This window comes from Neisseria sp. P0024.S006, from assembly GCF_051956595.1.
Classification (GTDB): Bacteria; Pseudomonadota; Gammaproteobacteria; order Burkholderiales; family Neisseriaceae; genus Neisseria.
Map to the genome: position 1 here is coordinate 302,873 of NZ_JBQCXH010000002.1, position 16,046 is coordinate 318,918.

Consider the following 16,046-nt stretch of genomic DNA (forward strand, 5'->3'; position numbering starts at 1 on the left):
CAAAGGCCGTCTGAAAAATCTTCAGACGGCCTCAACCCCAATGCTAGGAACACATCATGATAGGTTTGTTAATCATTACACATGAAACCATAGGTGAAGCCTATCGCGGTTTGGCCGACCATTTCTTTCCCAACGGCTTCCCCGAAAATCTCCACATCCTCGGCGTACAGCCCGACGAGGATCAAAACGACATCATCAACAACGCCATCGCCGCATTGCAGGAATTTCCCAACAACCGCGGCGTGCTGATCATGACCGACATCTTCGGCGCAACCCCATGCAACGCCGCACGTCGGCTGGTGCGCGAAAACAAATCCGCCATCCTGACCGGCCTCAACGCCCCGATGATGATTAAAGCCATCCAATACTCATCACAAGCCGAAAACCTCTCCGACTTCACCGAAACCGTCAAAGAAGCCGCCATCCGGGGCATTTTCGCCATTACATCCGCACCTGAAGACCTGATGTGCAAAGAACACGGCTAAGGCCGTCTGAAAACATTCACTTTACGAACATTACATTTAGGGGACATCCATGCTCAAACAAGAAATTGAAATCATCAACAAACTCGGCCTGCACGCGCGCGCTTCCAGCAAATTCACCCAAACCGCCTCCCAATTCCAAAGCGAAGTCTGGGTCACCAAAAACGGTAACCGCGTCAACGGCAAAAGTATCATGGGCCTGATGATGCTGGCCGCCGCCAAAGGCACCGTGATTGAGCTGGAAGCAGAAGGCGCAGACGAAGCCGCCGCCATGCAGGCGTTGACCGACCTCATCAACGACTACTTCGGCGAGGGCGAATAATGAGCATCGTCCTACACGGTGTAGCCGCGGGCAAAGGCATCGCCATCGGCCACGCCCACCTCATCACGCGCGGCGCGGCGGAAGTTCCCCAATACGACATCGATCCCGACAAACTCGAGGCCGAAGTCGCCCGTTTCGACAACGCCATCAAAGCCACGCGCAAAGAATTGGAACAATTGCGCAGCGCGATTCCCGAAAACGCTCCGACCGAATTGGGCGCGTTCATCTCCCTGCACCTGATGCTGCTGACCGACGTTACCCTCTCGCGCGAACCCATCGACATTTTGCACGAACAGAAAATCAACGCCGAATGGGCATTGAAACTGCAAAGCGACAAGCTCGCCGCCCAGTTCGACAGCATCGACGACGACTACCTGCGCGAACGCAAACAGGACATGCTCCAAGTCGTCCGCCGTATCCACAACAACCTTGTCGGCCAAAGCAACGAAATCAACCTCGCCGGCAACCTGTTTGACGACACCGTCCTCATCGCGCACGACCTCTCGCCTGCCGATACCGTATTGTTCAAAGAGCAACACATTACCGCCTTCGTGACCGATGCCGGCGGCCCGACCAGCCATACCGCCATCTTGGGCCGCAGCCTCGACATCCCATCCGTCATCGGCCTGCACAACGCCCGCAAACTCATCACCGAAAACGAAATCGTCATCGTCGACGGCATCAACGGCGTCCTCATCATCGATCCCGACGAAGTCGTCCTCAACGAATACCGCCGCCTCGCCCGCGAATACCGCAGCCACAAGCGCGAACTCAACAAAATTAAAAAAACCGCCGCCACCACGGCCGACGGCATCAACATTGAGTTGCTCGCCAACATCGAATCCGCCGAAGACATCAAAGCCCTGCACAACTTCGGCGCAGACGGCGTCGGCCTGTTCCGCAGCGAATTCCTCTACCTCAACCGCGACAACATGCCGTCTGAAGACGAACAATACGAAGTCTATGCCGGCATCGTCAAAAAACTCAAAGGCAAAAACATCACCATCCGCACCGTCGATTTAGGCGTCGACAAAAATCCGCGCTGGTTCGGCCAAAACAGCACGCCCAACGGCAGCCTCAACCCCGCACTCGGCCTGACCGGCATCCGTTTGTGTCTCGCCGAGCCGGTCATGTTCCGCACCCAAATGCGTGCCATCCTCCGCGCCGCCGCCCACGGCCCCGTGCGCATGATGTGGCCGATGATTACATCCATTTCCGAAGTGCGCCAATGCCTTATCCATCTGGACACGGCCCAACGCCAGCTGACCGAACGCGGCGAAACCTTCGGCCCGGTCAGCATCGGCTGCATGATCGAAATCCCGTCTGCCGCCATGACCGTCGGCAGCATCCTCAAGCTCGTCGACTTCGTTTCCATCGGCACCAACGACCTGATTCAATACCTCCTGTCGGTCGACCGCGGCGACGACAGCGTCAGCCACCTCTACCAACCCGGCCACCCTGCCGTCCTCAAAACGCTGCAGCACATCATCCGCACCGCCAACCGTATGGAAAAAGGCGTCTCCATCTGCGGCGAAATGGCCGGCGATACCGTCTTCACCCGCCTATTGCTCGGCATGGGCTTGCGCCGATTCTCCATGAACCCCAACAACCTGCTTTCGGTTAAAAACATCATCCTGCACAGCCACACCGGCCATCTTGAAAACGATGCCGCCAAAATCCTGCGCTGCGAAGACCCGGAAAAAGCCGAGAAACTGATTAAAATCCTCAACCAAAACGAGCAGAACGAAGACAAGGCCGTCTGAAATTCGCAAAATATCCGAAACCGACACAAGGGCGTATTGAACACGCCCTTTTTATTTTTCCCCATTTTGGGTTGACACCCGATTCCCCTCAAGCCTTTCCTATTTCGCCATTTCAAAAACCAACCTTTTTCACTTTTCCCAAACACCGCTTAGGCCGTCTGAAAAAATATACGGAACAAGTGAAACAACGGCCTTTATGTTCGCATCAAAGGCCGTCTGAACCCCGAATCGCAAAGTTTCAGACGGCCTGCTGTATTCAACCGGATACCTTTTATTTTTTGCAATAAAAAACCCTTTGCCTATCCATTTCAGCTACTGCCCACTATGGATTTAGGCACACCATACTCGTCCTTTTAACTAGGTCTTCCGTACACTCAATCCTTATATCAACACTATTCCTTCGTTTAATGATGCAACTTTTTATTCCGAAACATGTCTATCCTTTCGTTTAACTTGAAAAAATACCCAATACCTTGTAAATTTACTAAAAGATAGTAATTATCATCATATTCTAAAGGAATGATTCATGAGATTTACGCAACTTTCTGCTTTGATTGCCGCCGTAGCTTTATCAGTCGGCTCCGTATCCGCTTTTGCCAAACCCGTTCAGCTGACCGATACCGTCGGCCGTAAGGTAACCGTCGACCTGCCTGCCAAACGCGTGGTTTTGGGCTTCTACTACCAAGACTACATGGCCATCGGCGGTAAAACCGCGCTGGACAACGTTGTCGGTTTTTCCAAAGCAGTTTGGGCCGACTGGGCGCCGCCAAGCTGGGCGGCATTCAGCAAAGCCGTGCCTAAGTTGAACCAGCTTGCCGACGTGGGCGAAGTGGAAGTCGGCACATTCTCGATTGAGAAAGTATTGGCATTGAAACCCGATTTGCTGGTTTTGGCTGAATGGCAATACAAGGCTTTGGGTTCCGATCTCGACCGCATCAACAAAGCCGGCATCCCCATCGTCGTGTTGGACTACAACGCGCAAACGGTCGCCAAACACGTTCAATCGACCAAACTCATCGGCACGCTGACCGGCCAACAGCAAAAGGCCGACAAGCTGGCGGCGGATTACAAACGCGTTGCCGACACCATCCAAGCGCGCGTGCAAAAAGCCAACCTGCCCAAGCCTAAAGTGTATGTCGAGTTCGGCAACAAAGGCCCTGCCGAACACAGCGTTACCTTCGGCAAGAGCATGTGGGGTTCGATGGCGACACTGGTCGGCGGTAACAATATCGCCGCTTCTTCGGTCGAATTCTACGGCCCGATCAACCCCGAAAAAGTCCTCGCTGCCAAACCCGACGTCATCGTGATTACCGGCCGCGAAACCGAATTGAAGAAAAACCCTGCCGCCATGGTGATGGGCTGGGGCATTCCGAAAGCCGAAGCGGAAAAACGCTTGGCCGGTTTTGCCAAACGCGCCGGCTGGGCCAACCTGCCTGCGATTAAAAACAACCGCCTCTACGCCGCCTACCACGCCAACTCGCGCACGCTGTCCGACAGCGCGTCGATTCAGTTTATGGCCAAAGCGATTTATCCGCAGTTGTTTAAAGATTTCAACCCTGAGAAGACCTATCTGGACTTCTACCGCCAAAACCTGCCCGTCATTCCGAGCGGCACGTTCTACCTCTATCCGAAAGGACAATAAGGTAGTTTAGATTTTCAGACGGCCTTTTAAATCGGAAGGCCGTCTGAAATTTTTGCGGAAGAAAAAGGCAAACCCGTTCTCCCCTTTATCAACATTCTTTTTTAAAGGTTTGAAACATGAATGATTCGGTTGTCGCCGAGATTGTGAGAAACCAGCGCAAGTTGGAAGGCAAGCGTTGGTTGATTGTGTTGATGTTTTTAATCATCGCGGCGGTCAGTTTTTTATTCGACATCGCCACCGGCCCGGCGATGACGGACACGCTGCCTGTCGGCGAAGTGGTCAATGTTTTGCTGGGCAAACCCGAAGTCGATGAAATGAACCGCCTGATTGTGATGGATTTGCGCCTGCCGATTGCGGTGATGGCGCTGGTGGTCGGTGCGGCTTTGGGTGTCGGCGGTGCGGAAATTCAAACACTGTTGAACAACCCGATGGCCAGCCCTTATACGCTGGGCTTGGCGGCGGCGGCAGGTTTGGGCGCGTCGGTGGTGATTGCGTTCGGCGGTTTCGGGCTGCCTGAAACGGTCGCTGTCCCCATCGGCGCGTTTGTGATGACCATGCTGGCTTCGGGCATCTTGTTTCTGTTTGCCTCGGCACGCCGCTTCAACTCGGCGATGCTGGTGTTGGTGGGGATTGCGCTTTTGTTCCTGTTTCAGTCGATTTTGTCGCTGATTCAGTTTATCGCCGCGCCTGAAATTTCGCAGCAGATTCTGTTTTGGCTGTTCGGTAGTTTGACCAAAGCGACTTGGGAGACGGTCATCGTTACGGCGGCGGTTACGGCGGTATGCGTGTTTCTGCTTTCGCGCGACGTGTGGAAGCTGACCGCGCTGCGTTTGGGCGAAGAGCGCGCCGTCGGGCTGGGTATCAATCTGCAATTTTTGCGCCTGAAAACGCTGGTGTTGGTGGCGGTGATGACGGCGACGGCGATCAGTTTTGTCGGCGTCATCGGCTTTATCGGCTTGGTCGCGCCGCATGTGGCGCGGATTCTTTTAGGCGAAGACCAACGTTTCTTCCTGCCCGGCGCGATGCTGGCAGGGGCGGCGTTTTTATCGGTCGCCAGCGTGTTGTCCAAGGTGATTATCCCCGGCGCGCTGTTTCCGGTGGGCATCGTTACGTCGTTTGTCGGCGTGCCGTTCTTCTTCTGGATTGTATTAACGAAACGATAGGCCGTCTGAAATGTTGAAACTTGAAAACGTACACATCCGGCGCGGCGATTATGTCGTCGCCGACAATATCGATTTGACACTGGAACAAGGCAAAGTCTATTCCGTGCTCGGCCCGAACGGCACGGGCAAATCCTCGCTGATGAAAACGATTTTCGGCGAAGTGGCGCACAAAGGCACCATCCGCTACGGCGACGAAATGTTGAGCAAAATCCACCTGCAAAGCTGGCGCAAACGCATAGGCTATATGCCGCAGGACACCGCCGCCGAAGCCTCGCTGACCGCGCTGGAAGTCGTGCTGCTCGGCCGCATGGACGCGCTGCACATGCACGTCGGCGACGAACTGCTGCACGAAGCCGCAAGTATCATGGCGGAGCTGGGCATCGGCCACTTGGCGCACCGCGACGTCATGCGGCTTTCCGGCGGACAGCGGCAGCTTGTGATGTTTGCCCAAGTCATGCTGCGCCGCCCCGAAATCCTGATGCTGGACGAACCGGTCAGCGCGCTGGATATGCACCACCAGTTGAACCTCTTGGAGCGCGTGGTGCAATACACGCACGAACACAATCTGGTTACGCTGATGGTCTTGCACGATTTGAGCCTCGCCGCGCAGTTTTCAGACGGCGTGATTCTACTCGGCGAAGGCAAAGTACAGGCGCAGGGCGCGCCGCAGGACGTGTTGCAGGCGGACATGATAGGCAGGCTGTATAAAGTGGACATCGAACTTTTATACGACAGCAAAGGCCTGCCCGTTATCCGCCCGATGCGGCAATCCTAGCTGAGAAATCTGCCACCAAGAAACCAGCCCCGCAACCATTTTATACTCTTCACAAAAAGGACTCCCCCATGAAAAAATCCCTCTTCCTCCTGATGCTGACCGCTTCCCTCGGCGCATACGCCGCCAACCACGAAGTCAAAATGCTCGACAACGGCAAAGACGGCAGTATGGTGTTCGAACCCGGCTACGTCAACGCCAAAGTCGGCGACACCGTAACCTTCAAAGCCACCAACAGCGGCCACTGGGTACAAAGCAAAGCCCTGCCCGAGGGCGTTGCCGACTTCCTCTCTGAAGACGGTAAAGACTTCACCCTCAAACTCGACAAAGAAGGCGTGTACATCTACACCTGCCCGCCGCACCGCATGATGAACATGAGCGGCGTGATTCAGGTCGGCAAACCGGTGAACAAAGCCAAAGCGCAAGCCGTTGTCGATGAAATGGAAAATCGCGCCATGCAAAGCAAAGGCCGTCTGAAAAAATACATGGCGCAAGTGAAGTAAACGCGTTTATGCCTGCATTAAAGGCCGTCTGAAACCTTTCAGACGGCCTGTTTCCTTTGCGTAAAACACGCATCAAAGCTATATCTTCCGTTTCAGTTTCCGATAAAATAGGCCTATTCCGACACAAGACCCGTAAGCATGATACGCCGCCTTTACGCCACGCTGTGGCACCTCGCCCCCTTCCTGATCCGCCGCCACCTGCGCCGCCGCGCCCTCAAATCCCCAGCCTATCTCGAGCATTGGGACGAGCGTTTCGGGCAGGCGTATCCCAATCCCGTGCAACGCCCGATTTGGATACACGCTGTATCCGTCGGCGAAACGCGTGCGGCCGAGCCTTTGGTGCAGGCATTGCGCCGCCATTTTCCCGACTCGCCGTTTCTGATTACCCAAATGACGCCGACCGGACGCGCCACCGCGCAATCCCTGTTCCCCGATGCGCAATGCCGTTACCTGCCCTACGACAAATCCGAATGGGTCGCCCGATTTTTAGCCGAACACCGCCCCATCTGCGGCATTTTGATGGAAACCGAAATCTGGCCCAACCTGATGCACGGCTGCCAAAAAGCAGGCATTCCCCTCTTTTTGGCCAACGCGCGCCTCTCCGAAAAATCCCAACGCGGCTATCTTAAAATCCGCAAGTTGGTCGAGCCTGCCATGCAGACCCTCTCCGGCTGCTTTGCCCAAACCGCCGCCGATGCCGAACGCCTGCACCTCATCGGCGCATCCAACGTCCACGTCTGCGGCAACACCAAATACGACATCGCACCCCCCGACGACTCGCGCCCGCTTGCCGTCGCCTTTAAAGAACGCATCGGCGCACGAGCCGTCGTCGTCTGCGCCAGCACGCGCGTGTACAAAGGCACAGACGAAGCCGAGCTGCTCCTCAAAGCATGGCAGGGCTATCGCGGCAATGCCTTGCTGGTCATCGTCCCGCGCCACCCTGAAAACTTTCAGACGGCCTACGATACCGCCAAATCGCTTGGTTATACCGTGCAAAAACGCAGCGACGGACAACCCGTTTCCCCCGACACACAGGTTTGGATAGGCGACAGCATGGGCGAACTTGCCGCCTACTATCTCAGCGCAGACATTGCCTTCGTCGGCGGCAGCCTCGTCGATGCCGGCTGCCAAAACATCATCGAACCCATCTCCTGCCGCGTCCCCACCCTCTTCGGCTACTCCAACTACAACTTCGCCCAAGCCTGCAAAGGCGCAGTCGAAGCCAAAGCCGCCGTCCGCGTCGAAACCGCCGAAGCCTGGTACAGAACCACGCGCCAATACCTCGACGACGAAACGCTGCGCCAACAGCTGATCAGCCACACCGAGCAATTCATTTCGCAACATCAAGGTGCCAGTGCCAAAATTGCCAAAGCGATTGCCGATTGTTTGAACCAGCGTTAAACAATAAAAAACCGCCCGTTCATGACAAACAGGCGGAAACTGAAAAACAGTTTTTTGTTTTCAGCCGTTTAATTGACTAAGAGCAGGAACAGGGTTAAGATAATCCTAACGACTGTCCGCAGTCTCAGCCATGAACGACCTTTCGGCTTGGTTCGTTTCATGTTGAAACTCTCCTTTCTAGGGAGGTTCAAATAAAACAGCCCCACTGCCATGGGGCTGTTTCACTACCTAGCCCCGCGATAATTATACCCAAACTTCCTAAAATCATTCCAAACAAATTTCCACTGAAAAGGCCGTCTGAAACCCCAATGTTTTGGGTTTCAGACGGCCTTTTCTCAACCTACAAACTTAACGTCCTGCTTTCAACACGCGGCGTGCAAACACGAACATACCGAAAACAAAAAACGCCAAGCCCAGCCATTTGGCGGCCGTATCCCAGTTTTCCAGGTTCAGGGCCAAAGGTGCATCCGAACCGCCGTTGGTTACGGAGAAGGCGATGATAAACGCCATAATCACACCGATCAGGCTCTCGCCGACAATCAAACCGGCGGAAAACAGCGTACCGATACGTTCCGCATTTTTCAGACGGCCTTCACGGTTTTCTTGACGGCGGGCAATGACGGATTTCAACACCGCCGCCAATACCGCGCCGATTACAATCGGCATATTCACAGACGGCGGCAGGTAAATGCCCATGCCCACGGCCAATACCGGCAAAGCGCGCTTGCCGCCGGAAGATTTGCGCAATGTGAAATCGACCGCGATCAACGCCACGCCGATGCCCACGCCGGTGAAAATATAATCCCATTGCAAATTGTGCGAGAAAATACCTTGGGCGATGGTGGTCATCAAAGTTGCCTGAGGCGCGGCAAGGGCTTGGGCCGCATCCATACCTTCACGCGGCATCGCGCCGGTAAAGCCGTAGGCTTCATACAAAAGCTCCAACACAGGCGAAATCACCAATGCACCGACAACGCAGCCGACAATCAACGCAACCTGCTGTTTCCAAGGCGTTGCCTTTACCAGATAACCCGTTTTCAAATCCTGCAGGTTGTCATTGGAAATCGAAGCCACACAAATCACAGACGCGCCGCAAAACAGCGTTAACGCCAGCAGGAATTTGCGGTTTGCCTCGTCCGCCATCAAGCCGCCGGATTCGCCGACCAACAGCAACACCAGCGAAATAATAACGATAGAGACGATGCCCACACCCGAAATCGGGCTGGAAGACGAACCGACCAAACCGGCCATATAACCGCAAGCCGCGGCCACCAAAAAGCCGATAATCGAAGCCAGCAGCGTACATACAACCACCAACAGCCAAGCCAAACCGCCGGAAATATGCGAGTCGCCGATAAAGTGGAAGAAAGACACGCCCAACACCAGCATCATCGCCAACACCCAGGCAATCATCGCCTTAGGCGACAAATCCTGTTCCGTGCGCTCGGTCATCTGCGCGCCGCCGAAATTGCGGAAAGACAGGCGCATGCCCTCGACCATCGGTTTCATCAAAGTCAACAGCGTCCAAATAGCCGCGATACCGATCGTACCTGCGCCGATAAAACGGACTTTTTCCTTCCACAAAGACATCGCAAAAGGAATCATCTCCACATCGGCAGGTTGCGGAATATGCGCCGACAGATACGGCACGGCCACACCCCAGGCAATCGAAATACCCAGCAAAATCGCGATACCGCCGGTCAGGCCGACCAAATAACCCGCGCCCAGCAAAGCCAGCGAAAAGCCCATCGGCACTTGAAACACCGACGCGCCGCCTTTAAACCAAAAGCTCGCGCTGTCCGCCACCACGCGCAAACCGCTTGCGCAGAAGCTCATCAAACCGGCCAGAGCGCCGCCCGACATCAACTCCTTGATACCGCTGCCGCCTTCCTGTTTGTCCGCATCATGGTCGCCGACCTTCAAAATCTCGGCCGCCGCCACGCCTTCCGGATAAGGCAAATCGCTCTTCACCACCATCGCATAACGCAAAGGCACAGTGAAAATCACGCCCAAAATACCGCCGGACATACACAGCAGCGTTGTCTGCCAAAACGGAAAGCCCGCCCAATAACCGGCCATCAGCAAACCCGGCAAGATAAAAATAATACTGGAGAGCGTACCCGCGGCCGAAGCCTGAGTCTGCACCATATTATTTTCCAGAATATTGCTGCCTTTAAAAAACTTCAAAACCGCCATCGAAATCACCGCAGCCGGAATCGAAGACGCAAAAGTCAAGCCCACCTTCAAGCCCAAATACACATTGGATGCCGTAAAAATCACCGTAATCAACGCGCCGAGTATCATCCCCCGCAACGTCAGCTCACGGAAACTCGCATAAGGATCAACCGCCTGTTTCATAAAAATATTCCTTTTCAGGTAAACAATCGAACCGGAAACTTTTCAGACGGCCTTGTGCCACACAAAGGCCGTCTGAAAAACAACCGTCTTATTGCCATTGTAATGAACTATCCGAATACACGCAAAAGCCCTATTTATTTTCATTTGCCGCCAAACCATAAAATCATATCGATACAGACGTTTGGGGCAGTTTGACGGTTTCAGGTAAAATAACGCCAAATTCATCAACCGTTCAGAAAGCCGCCACCATGTATTCACTCGTCCGCCCCATCCTGTTCCGTTTCGATGCTGAAAAGGCCCATCATTTCACGCTCAACAGTTTGCGTACCGCCGAAAAACTCGGCCTGCTGCCCAAGGTGGACAGCCACACCCGGCCAACCGAGCTGATGGGTTTGCAGCTGCCCAATCCGGTGGGCTTGGCAGCGGGTTTGGACAAAAACGGCGAGTGCATCGATGCGTTTGCCGCTTTGGGTTTCGGCTTTGTCGAAATCGGCACGGTAACGCCCAAGCCGCAGCCGGGCAATCCGCAGCCGCGCCTTTTCCGCGTTCCCGAACACCAAGGTATCATCAACCGCATGGGTTTCAATAACCACGGCATCGATGCGATGATCCGTAACATTGAAAACAGCCGCTTTAAAGGCATTTTGGGCATCAACATCGGAAAAAATGCCGTTACGCCGATTGAAAACGCGGCCGACGATTATCTGATTTGCCTGGAAAAAGCCTACGCCCACGCGAGCTACATCACGGTCAATATTTCCTCTCCCAATACGAAAAACCTGCGCGCCTTGCAGGGCGGCGACGAGTTGAGCGCATTGTTGGAAGCCTTGAAAAACAAACAGGCGCAACTGGCGGCCGCGCATGGCAAATATGTACCGCTGGCGGTTAAAATCGCGCCGGATTTGGACGAGGCGCAAATCGACGACATCGCCCATGTGGTCAAATCCGTGGAAATGGACGGCATCATCGCCACCAACACGACCATCGACAAATCAAGCTTGGGCAGCCATCCGCTCGCAGGCGAACAGGGCGGCTTGAGCGGCTTGCCTGTACGCGAGAAAAGCAATCAGGTGTTGAAACTTTTGGCAGAACGCATTGACGGCAAGCTGCCGATTATCGGCGTCGGCGGCATTATGAACGGCGCGGACGCGGCAGAAAAAATCCGCTTGGGCGCCAGTGCGGTGCAGGTGTACAGCGGTTTGATTTATCGCGGCCCTGAGTTGATTAAAGAGTGTTTGGCTGCGTTGAAATAATACTTTTCCAAAAATAAGGCCGTCTGAAATCTTTCAGACGGCCTTTTGCTATGCTTTCATTCTTCAAACAGATTGCCTTGTGCCAATAAGGTTTTGACCGGTGCGAAATCGCGGCGGTGTTCCGGCAATACGCCGTATTGTTTCAACGCGGCCAAATGTTGCGCCGTGCCGTAGCCTTTGTGGCGGTCAAACCCGTATTGCGGATAGCGTTTCGCCAATTCATACATTTCCGCATCACGCGCGGTTTTGGCCAAAACCGAAGCGGCGGAGATTTCAATAATTTTGCTGTCGCCTTTGACCACGGTTTCGGCAGGGACATTCAAATCTTTCGGCACGCGGTTGCCGTCTATCCACACTTTGTCGGGAGCGACCGACAACCCCTCGACCGCTCGCTTCATTGCGGCCATGGTTGCGTGCAGGATGTTCAGTTGCAGGATTTCGTCTGGATCGGCAAAGGCAATGCTCCACGCAACCGCCTGTTCCTTAATCAGCTGCGCCAATATATCGCGCTTTTTTTCGCTCAGCTTTTTTGAGTCGGTCAAACCCGGCAAATCAAAATGTTCCGGCAAAATCACTGCCGCCGCAAATACGCTGCCGACCAAAGGGCCGCGTCCCGCCTCGTCCACGCCTGCGCTTAAAACCGTCGCCATTTCTTCACCGCCTGTCTGATTCAAAGCCGCCATTATATCCGCTTGCGGCAGATAAAATCTGCAATAGGACAAACCGTTGGGGAGCAGTTCAAATTTCATCTGCTTTACCAATCAGTTATAATTTACATCCCCACATACCCATACGTCTTACAACATGCCTGCCCAATCCGAACGCCTCCATTTTTCCGAACGCTGGCTCAACGCCTACGAACGCTACCGCTATCGCCGCCATATCCACGCCTTCCGCCTCGGCTTGGCGATCGTGTTCTCCACCCTGTTGGCCAAAATCTTTCACCTGCAACACGGCGAGTGGATCGGCATGACCGTCTTTGTCGTCCTCGGCATGCTGCAATTCCAAGGCGCGATTTACTCCAAAGCGGTCGAACGCATGCTCGGCACGGCCATCGGTTTGGGCGTCGGTTTGGCCGTTTTATGGTTGAACCAGCATTATTTGCAAGACGGCATTTTCTTCTATCTGATTATCGGTGCCGCCAGCGCAGTGGCCGGTTGGTCTGCGGTCGGCAAAAACGGCTATGTCGCCATGCTTGCCGGCTTGACCATGTGCATGCTCATCGGCGACAGCAGCCACCACTGGCTCGACAGCGGCCTGATGCGTGCCATGAACGTTTTGATTGGTGCCGTCATCGCCATTGCCGCCGCCAAACTCCTGCCCCTGCGCTCCACGCTCATGTGGCGCTTCATGCTTGCCGACAACCTCACCGACTGCGCCAAAATGATTGCCGAAATCAGCAACGGCAAGCGCATGACGCGCGAGCGTTTGGAACAAAACATGATTAAAATGCGCCAAATCAACGCCCGCATGGTCAAAAGCCGCAGCCATCTGGCCGCCACATCCGGCGAAAGCCACATCAGCAACAATATGATGGAAGCCATGCAGCATGCCCACCGCAAAATCGTTACCACCACCGAGCTGCTCCTGACCACAGCCGCCAAACTGCGCGCACCCACGCTCAACGAAAGCGAAATCCGCCTGCTCGACCGCCACTTCAACCAACTCCAACGCGAACTGCGCCTGACCGTCCGCCTCATCAAAGGCCACTACGCCCGCCGCATCCGCATCGATACTTCGCTCAATGCCGAACTAAGCAAACCGGCCGCCCGCCTGCATTACGACTGGCAAGGCTTCCTCTGGCTCAGCACCAATATGCGTAACGAAATCGCCGCATTGGTGATTCTGTTGCAACGTTCGCGCAATAAATGGTTGGACAAAAAAGAGTTACAACGCCTGAAAGAACACCTGCGCAACGACAATAAGCCCAAATCGGAAGAGGCCGTCTGAAAAAAGGCCTGTCGTATTTTTACCCAAACCCCGCCGCAAAACAGTAAGTAAAAGGCCGTCTGAAACCCAATGGTTCAGACGGCCTTTCCATCAATTCATCCGCAATTCGCAACACATGCCGCATAAAGCAAAATCCCCTGCGATTGCAGGGGATTTTTATATTTGGTTGCGGGAGCAGGATTCGAACCTACGACCTTCGGGTTATGAGCCCGACGAGCTACCATGCTGCTCCATCCCGCGTCAGAAGTTGTAACTATACAGAAAGGCGGAATTGCTGTCAAGCGTTTTTGACAGAAAATATCCAAACGTTGCTTTACAAAAAACCGGCCGCGTGGTTTAATTTTCGTTAATAAAGAAACAGGGGTGCTGCTTTCAAACCGAGCGGCTGAGAAATACCCTTTACACCCGAACAGGATAATACCTGCGTGGGGAGTTTCGGCAAATGTGATTTTAGACGGTCGATTGAAGATATCCGCAAGGCCGTCTGAAAAAAAGCAATGCTCCTGTTTCCATTTCATAACCGAGAAACAGGAGCAATTTTTATGACTACCGCTAAAAAAACCGGCGATGAGGCGCGCCGTCTTTCCGACTTGAGCAAAGACATCGGCATCCGCTTCCAATATCCCAACTCCGACCGCGTCTATATCCCGGGCAGCCGCGCCGACATCCGCGTGCCTTTGCGCGAAATCCGTCAGGACGACACCTACACGGCGCAAGGTACGGAAGCCAATCCGCCGATTCCGGTGTACGACACCAGCGGCGCATACGGCGATCCGGCGGCACACATCGACTTGAAACAGGGTTTGCCGCACGTCCGCACTGCATGGCTGGACGAACGCGGCGACACCGAAATCCTGCCCAAGCTCTCCAGCGAATACGGCACCGAACGCGCACACGATCCGAAGACCGCCCATCTGCGCTTCAACCAAATCACCCGCCCGCGCCGCGCCAAAGCAGGCCGAAACGTAACCCAGCTTCACTACGCCCGACAAGGCATCATCACACCCGAAATGGAGTTTGTCGCCATACGCGAACGCATGAAGTTGGACGAGCTTTTCAGACGGCCTGAATACGCCAAACTCTTGAAACAACACGCAGGGCAAAGTTTCGGCGCGAATATCCCGACCCACCCCGACCAAATCACGCCCGAATTTGTGCGCCAAGAAATCGCCGCCGGACGCGCGATTATCCCTGCCAACATCAACCACCCCGAACTCGAACCGATGATTATCGGCCGCAACTTCCGTGTCAAAATCAACGGCAACTTGGGCAACTCCGCCGTAACCTCAAGCCTGACCGAAGAAGTCGAAAAAATGGTATGGTCGCTGCGTTGGGGCGCGGATACGATTATGGACTTATCCACAGGCGCGCACATCCACGAAACGCGCGAATGGATTATCCGCAACGCGCCCGTCCCCATCGGGACGGTGCCTATTTACCAGGCTTTGGAAAAAACCGGCGGCATCGCCGAAGATTTGACTTGGGATTTGGTGCGCGACACCTTAATCGAGCAGGCAGAACAAGGCGTGGACTATTTCACCCTACACGCAGGCGTGTTGCTGCGTTATGTACCGATGACGGCCGACCGCCTCACCGGCATCGTATCGCGCGGCGGCTCCATCATGGCGAAATGGTGTCTCGCCCACCATCGGGAAAACTTCCTCTACACGCATTTCGACGAAATCTGCGAAATCATGAAAGCCTACGACGTATCGTTCAGCCTCGGCGACGGCCTGCGCCCCGGCTGCATTGCCGATGCCAACGACGAATCCCAATTCGCCGAATTGCACACCTTGGGCGAATTGACCGCCAAAGCGTGGGAACACGACGTCCAAGTCATGATCGAAGGCCCCGGCCATGTGCCGTTGCAACGCGTCAAAGAAAACATGACCGAAGAGTTGCAACACTGCTTTGAAGCGCCTTTCTACACCCTCGGCCCGCTCGTTACCGACATCGCCCCCGGCTACGACCACATCACCTCGGGCATAGGCGCGACCAATATCGGCTGGTACGGCACAGCCATGCTCTGCTACGTTACTCCGAAAGAGCATCTCGGCCTACCCGACAAAGAAGATGTGCGCACCGGCATCATCACCTACAAACTCGCCGCCCACGCCGCCGACCTCGCCAAAGGCTGGCCGGGCGCGCAGTTGCGCGACAACGCCCTGAGCAAGGCGCGTTTCGAGTTCCGCTGGCGCGACCAATTCCGCCTCAGCCTAGACCCCGAACGCGCCGAAAGCTTCCACGACGAAACCCTGCCCGCCGAAGGCGCGAAAATCGCCCACTTCTGCTCAATGTGCGGCCCCAAATTCTGCTCGATGAAAATCACGCAGGAAGTACGCGACTACGCCGACAAGCAAAAAGCCCAGCAGCAAGGCATGGAAGAAAAAGCGATTGAGTTCGTCAAAAAAGGAGCGAAGCTTTACAGTTAAAACAT

Annotated in this window: 13 protein-coding genes, 1 tRNA gene and 1 riboswitch; of the genes, 11 read left to right on the forward strand and 3 right to left on the reverse strand. The window is 54.7% G+C overall.

Translation table 11 applies throughout. The features are described from left to right. The first annotated feature begins 56 nt into the window (after positions 1–56). The 8 genes from ACTHUF_RS05205 to waaA all read left to right on the forward strand — a co-directional run bounded on the left by ACTHUF_RS05205 (position 57) and on the right by waaA (position 8,048). A complete protein-coding gene (locus ACTHUF_RS05205; protein ID WP_004519097.1) occupies positions 57–485 on the forward strand; it encodes a PTS sugar transporter subunit IIA in 429 nt (142 codons plus the stop codon). 49 nt (positions 486–534) lie between these two features. Continuing rightward, positions 535–804 carry an HPr family phosphocarrier protein gene (locus tag ACTHUF_RS05210; protein WP_004519098.1) on the forward strand — a complete coding sequence of 90 codons (270 nt, stop codon included), beginning with the start codon at positions 535–537 and terminating at the stop codon, positions 802–804. Next, a complete protein-coding gene (gene ptsP / locus ACTHUF_RS05215) occupies positions 804–2,567 on the forward strand; it encodes a phosphoenolpyruvate--protein phosphotransferase (protein ID WP_440407292.1) in 1,764 nt (587 codons plus the stop codon). The genes ACTHUF_RS05210 and ptsP overlap by 1 nt, the downstream gene beginning before the upstream one ends. Before the next feature lie 526 nt (positions 2,568–3,093). Next, complete coding sequence (locus tag ACTHUF_RS05220; protein WP_315093314.1) at positions 3,094–4,209, forward strand: ABC transporter substrate-binding protein; 1,116 nt, start codon at positions 3,094–3,096, stop codon at positions 4,207–4,209. A 116-nt stretch (positions 4,210–4,325) separates the two neighbouring features. Further along, positions 4,326–5,372 carry an iron ABC transporter permease gene (locus tag ACTHUF_RS05225; protein WP_315093312.1) on the forward strand — a complete coding sequence of 349 codons (1,047 nt, stop codon included), beginning with the start codon at positions 4,326–4,328 and terminating at the stop codon, positions 5,370–5,372. A gap of 10 nt (positions 5,373–5,382) precedes the next feature. Further along, positions 5,383–6,147: an ABC transporter ATP-binding protein gene (locus ACTHUF_RS05230; protein ID WP_049323636.1), complete on the forward strand. Its 765-nt coding sequence runs from the start codon at positions 5,383–5,385 to the stop codon at positions 6,145–6,147. Positions 6,148–6,215: 68 nt separating this feature from the next. Next, the gene (locus ACTHUF_RS05235) at positions 6,216–6,647 is read left to right on the forward strand and encodes a plastocyanin/azurin family copper-binding protein (protein ID WP_440407293.1); all 432 of its coding nucleotides are present in this window, start codon (positions 6,216–6,218) and stop codon (positions 6,645–6,647) included. 138 nt (positions 6,648–6,785) lie between these two features. Beyond that, the gene (waaA, locus tag ACTHUF_RS05240) at positions 6,786–8,048 is read left to right on the forward strand and encodes a lipid IV(A) 3-deoxy-D-manno-octulosonic acid transferase (protein ID WP_440407294.1); all 1,263 of its coding nucleotides are present in this window, start codon (positions 6,786–6,788) and stop codon (positions 8,046–8,048) included. A 348-nt stretch (positions 8,049–8,396) separates the two neighbouring features. Here waaA and ACTHUF_RS05245 read toward each other — a convergent pair whose 3' ends face one another. After that, positions 8,397–10,406: an OPT family oligopeptide transporter gene (locus tag ACTHUF_RS05245; protein ID WP_036492261.1), complete on the reverse strand. Its 2,010-nt coding sequence runs from the start codon at positions 10,404–10,406 to the stop codon at positions 8,397–8,399. Between the two features lie 248 nt (positions 10,407–10,654). Between ACTHUF_RS05245 and ACTHUF_RS05250 the strand changes: the two genes are divergently transcribed. Continuing rightward, positions 10,655–11,659 (forward strand): quinone-dependent dihydroorotate dehydrogenase, encoded by a 1,005-nt coding sequence (locus ACTHUF_RS05250; protein WP_049349287.1) that lies wholly within the window; start codon positions 10,655–10,657, stop codon positions 11,657–11,659. Between the two features lie 56 nt (positions 11,660–11,715). On the opposite strand, the gene rnhB is transcribed toward ACTHUF_RS05250, so the two are convergent. Beyond that, positions 11,716–12,309 carry a ribonuclease HII gene (gene rnhB, locus ACTHUF_RS05255; protein WP_440407339.1) on the reverse strand — a complete coding sequence of 198 codons (594 nt, stop codon included), beginning with the start codon at positions 12,307–12,309 and terminating at the stop codon, positions 11,716–11,718. 154 nt (positions 12,310–12,463) lie between these two features. On the opposite strand from rnhB, the gene ACTHUF_RS05260 reads away from it, so the two are divergent. Further along, positions 12,464–13,609, forward strand: a complete 1,146-nt coding sequence (locus tag ACTHUF_RS05260; protein ID WP_440407295.1) for an FUSC family protein — start codon at positions 12,464–12,466, stop codon at positions 13,607–13,609. Between the two features lie 163 nt (positions 13,610–13,772). On the opposite strand, the gene ACTHUF_RS05265 is transcribed toward ACTHUF_RS05260, so the two are convergent. Then, positions 13,773–13,849: transfer RNA gene (locus tag ACTHUF_RS05265), tRNA-Met, on the reverse strand. 109 nt (positions 13,850–13,958) lie between these two features. Beyond that, positions 13,959–14,058, forward strand: a riboswitch (TPP riboswitch). 93 nt (positions 14,059–14,151) lie between these two features. Between ACTHUF_RS05265 and thiC the strand changes: the two genes are divergently transcribed. Further along, a complete protein-coding gene (gene thiC / locus ACTHUF_RS05270) occupies positions 14,152–16,041 on the forward strand; it encodes a phosphomethylpyrimidine synthase ThiC (protein WP_440407296.1) in 1,890 nt (629 codons plus the stop codon). The last annotated feature ends 5 nt before the right edge of the window (positions 16,042–16,046 follow it).

Coding starts and splice junctions, on each gene's coding strand:
- rnhB (WP_440407339.1), bottom strand. CDS start 12,309: ATGGCGACGGTTTTAAGCGCAGGCGTGGACGAGGCGGGACGCGGCCCT.
- ACTHUF_RS05205 (WP_004519097.1), top strand. CDS start 57: ATGATAGGTTTGTTAATCATTACACATGAAACCATAGGTGAAGCCTAT.
- waaA (WP_440407294.1), top strand. CDS start 6,786: ATGATACGCCGCCTTTACGCCACGCTGTGGCACCTCGCCCCCTTCCTG.
- ACTHUF_RS05225 (WP_315093312.1), top strand. CDS start 4,326: ATGAATGATTCGGTTGTCGCCGAGATTGTGAGAAACCAGCGCAAGTTG.
- ACTHUF_RS05260 (WP_440407295.1), top strand. CDS start 12,464: ATGCCTGCCCAATCCGAACGCCTCCATTTTTCCGAACGCTGGCTCAAC.
- thiC (WP_440407296.1), top strand. CDS start 14,152: ATGACTACCGCTAAAAAAACCGGCGATGAGGCGCGCCGTCTTTCCGAC.
- ptsP (WP_440407292.1), top strand. CDS start 804: ATGAGCATCGTCCTACACGGTGTAGCCGCGGGCAAAGGCATCGCCATC.
- ACTHUF_RS05235 (WP_440407293.1), top strand. CDS start 6,216: ATGAAAAAATCCCTCTTCCTCCTGATGCTGACCGCTTCCCTCGGCGCA.
- ACTHUF_RS05245 (WP_036492261.1), bottom strand. CDS start 10,406: ATGAAACAGGCGGTTGATCCTTATGCGAGTTTCCGTGAGCTGACGTTG.
- ACTHUF_RS05250 (WP_049349287.1), top strand. CDS start 10,655: ATGTATTCACTCGTCCGCCCCATCCTGTTCCGTTTCGATGCTGAAAAG.
- ACTHUF_RS05210 (WP_004519098.1), top strand. CDS start 535: ATGCTCAAACAAGAAATTGAAATCATCAACAAACTCGGCCTGCACGCG.
- ACTHUF_RS05220 (WP_315093314.1), top strand. CDS start 3,094: ATGAGATTTACGCAACTTTCTGCTTTGATTGCCGCCGTAGCTTTATCA.
- ACTHUF_RS05230 (WP_049323636.1), top strand. CDS start 5,383: ATGTTGAAACTTGAAAACGTACACATCCGGCGCGGCGATTATGTCGTC.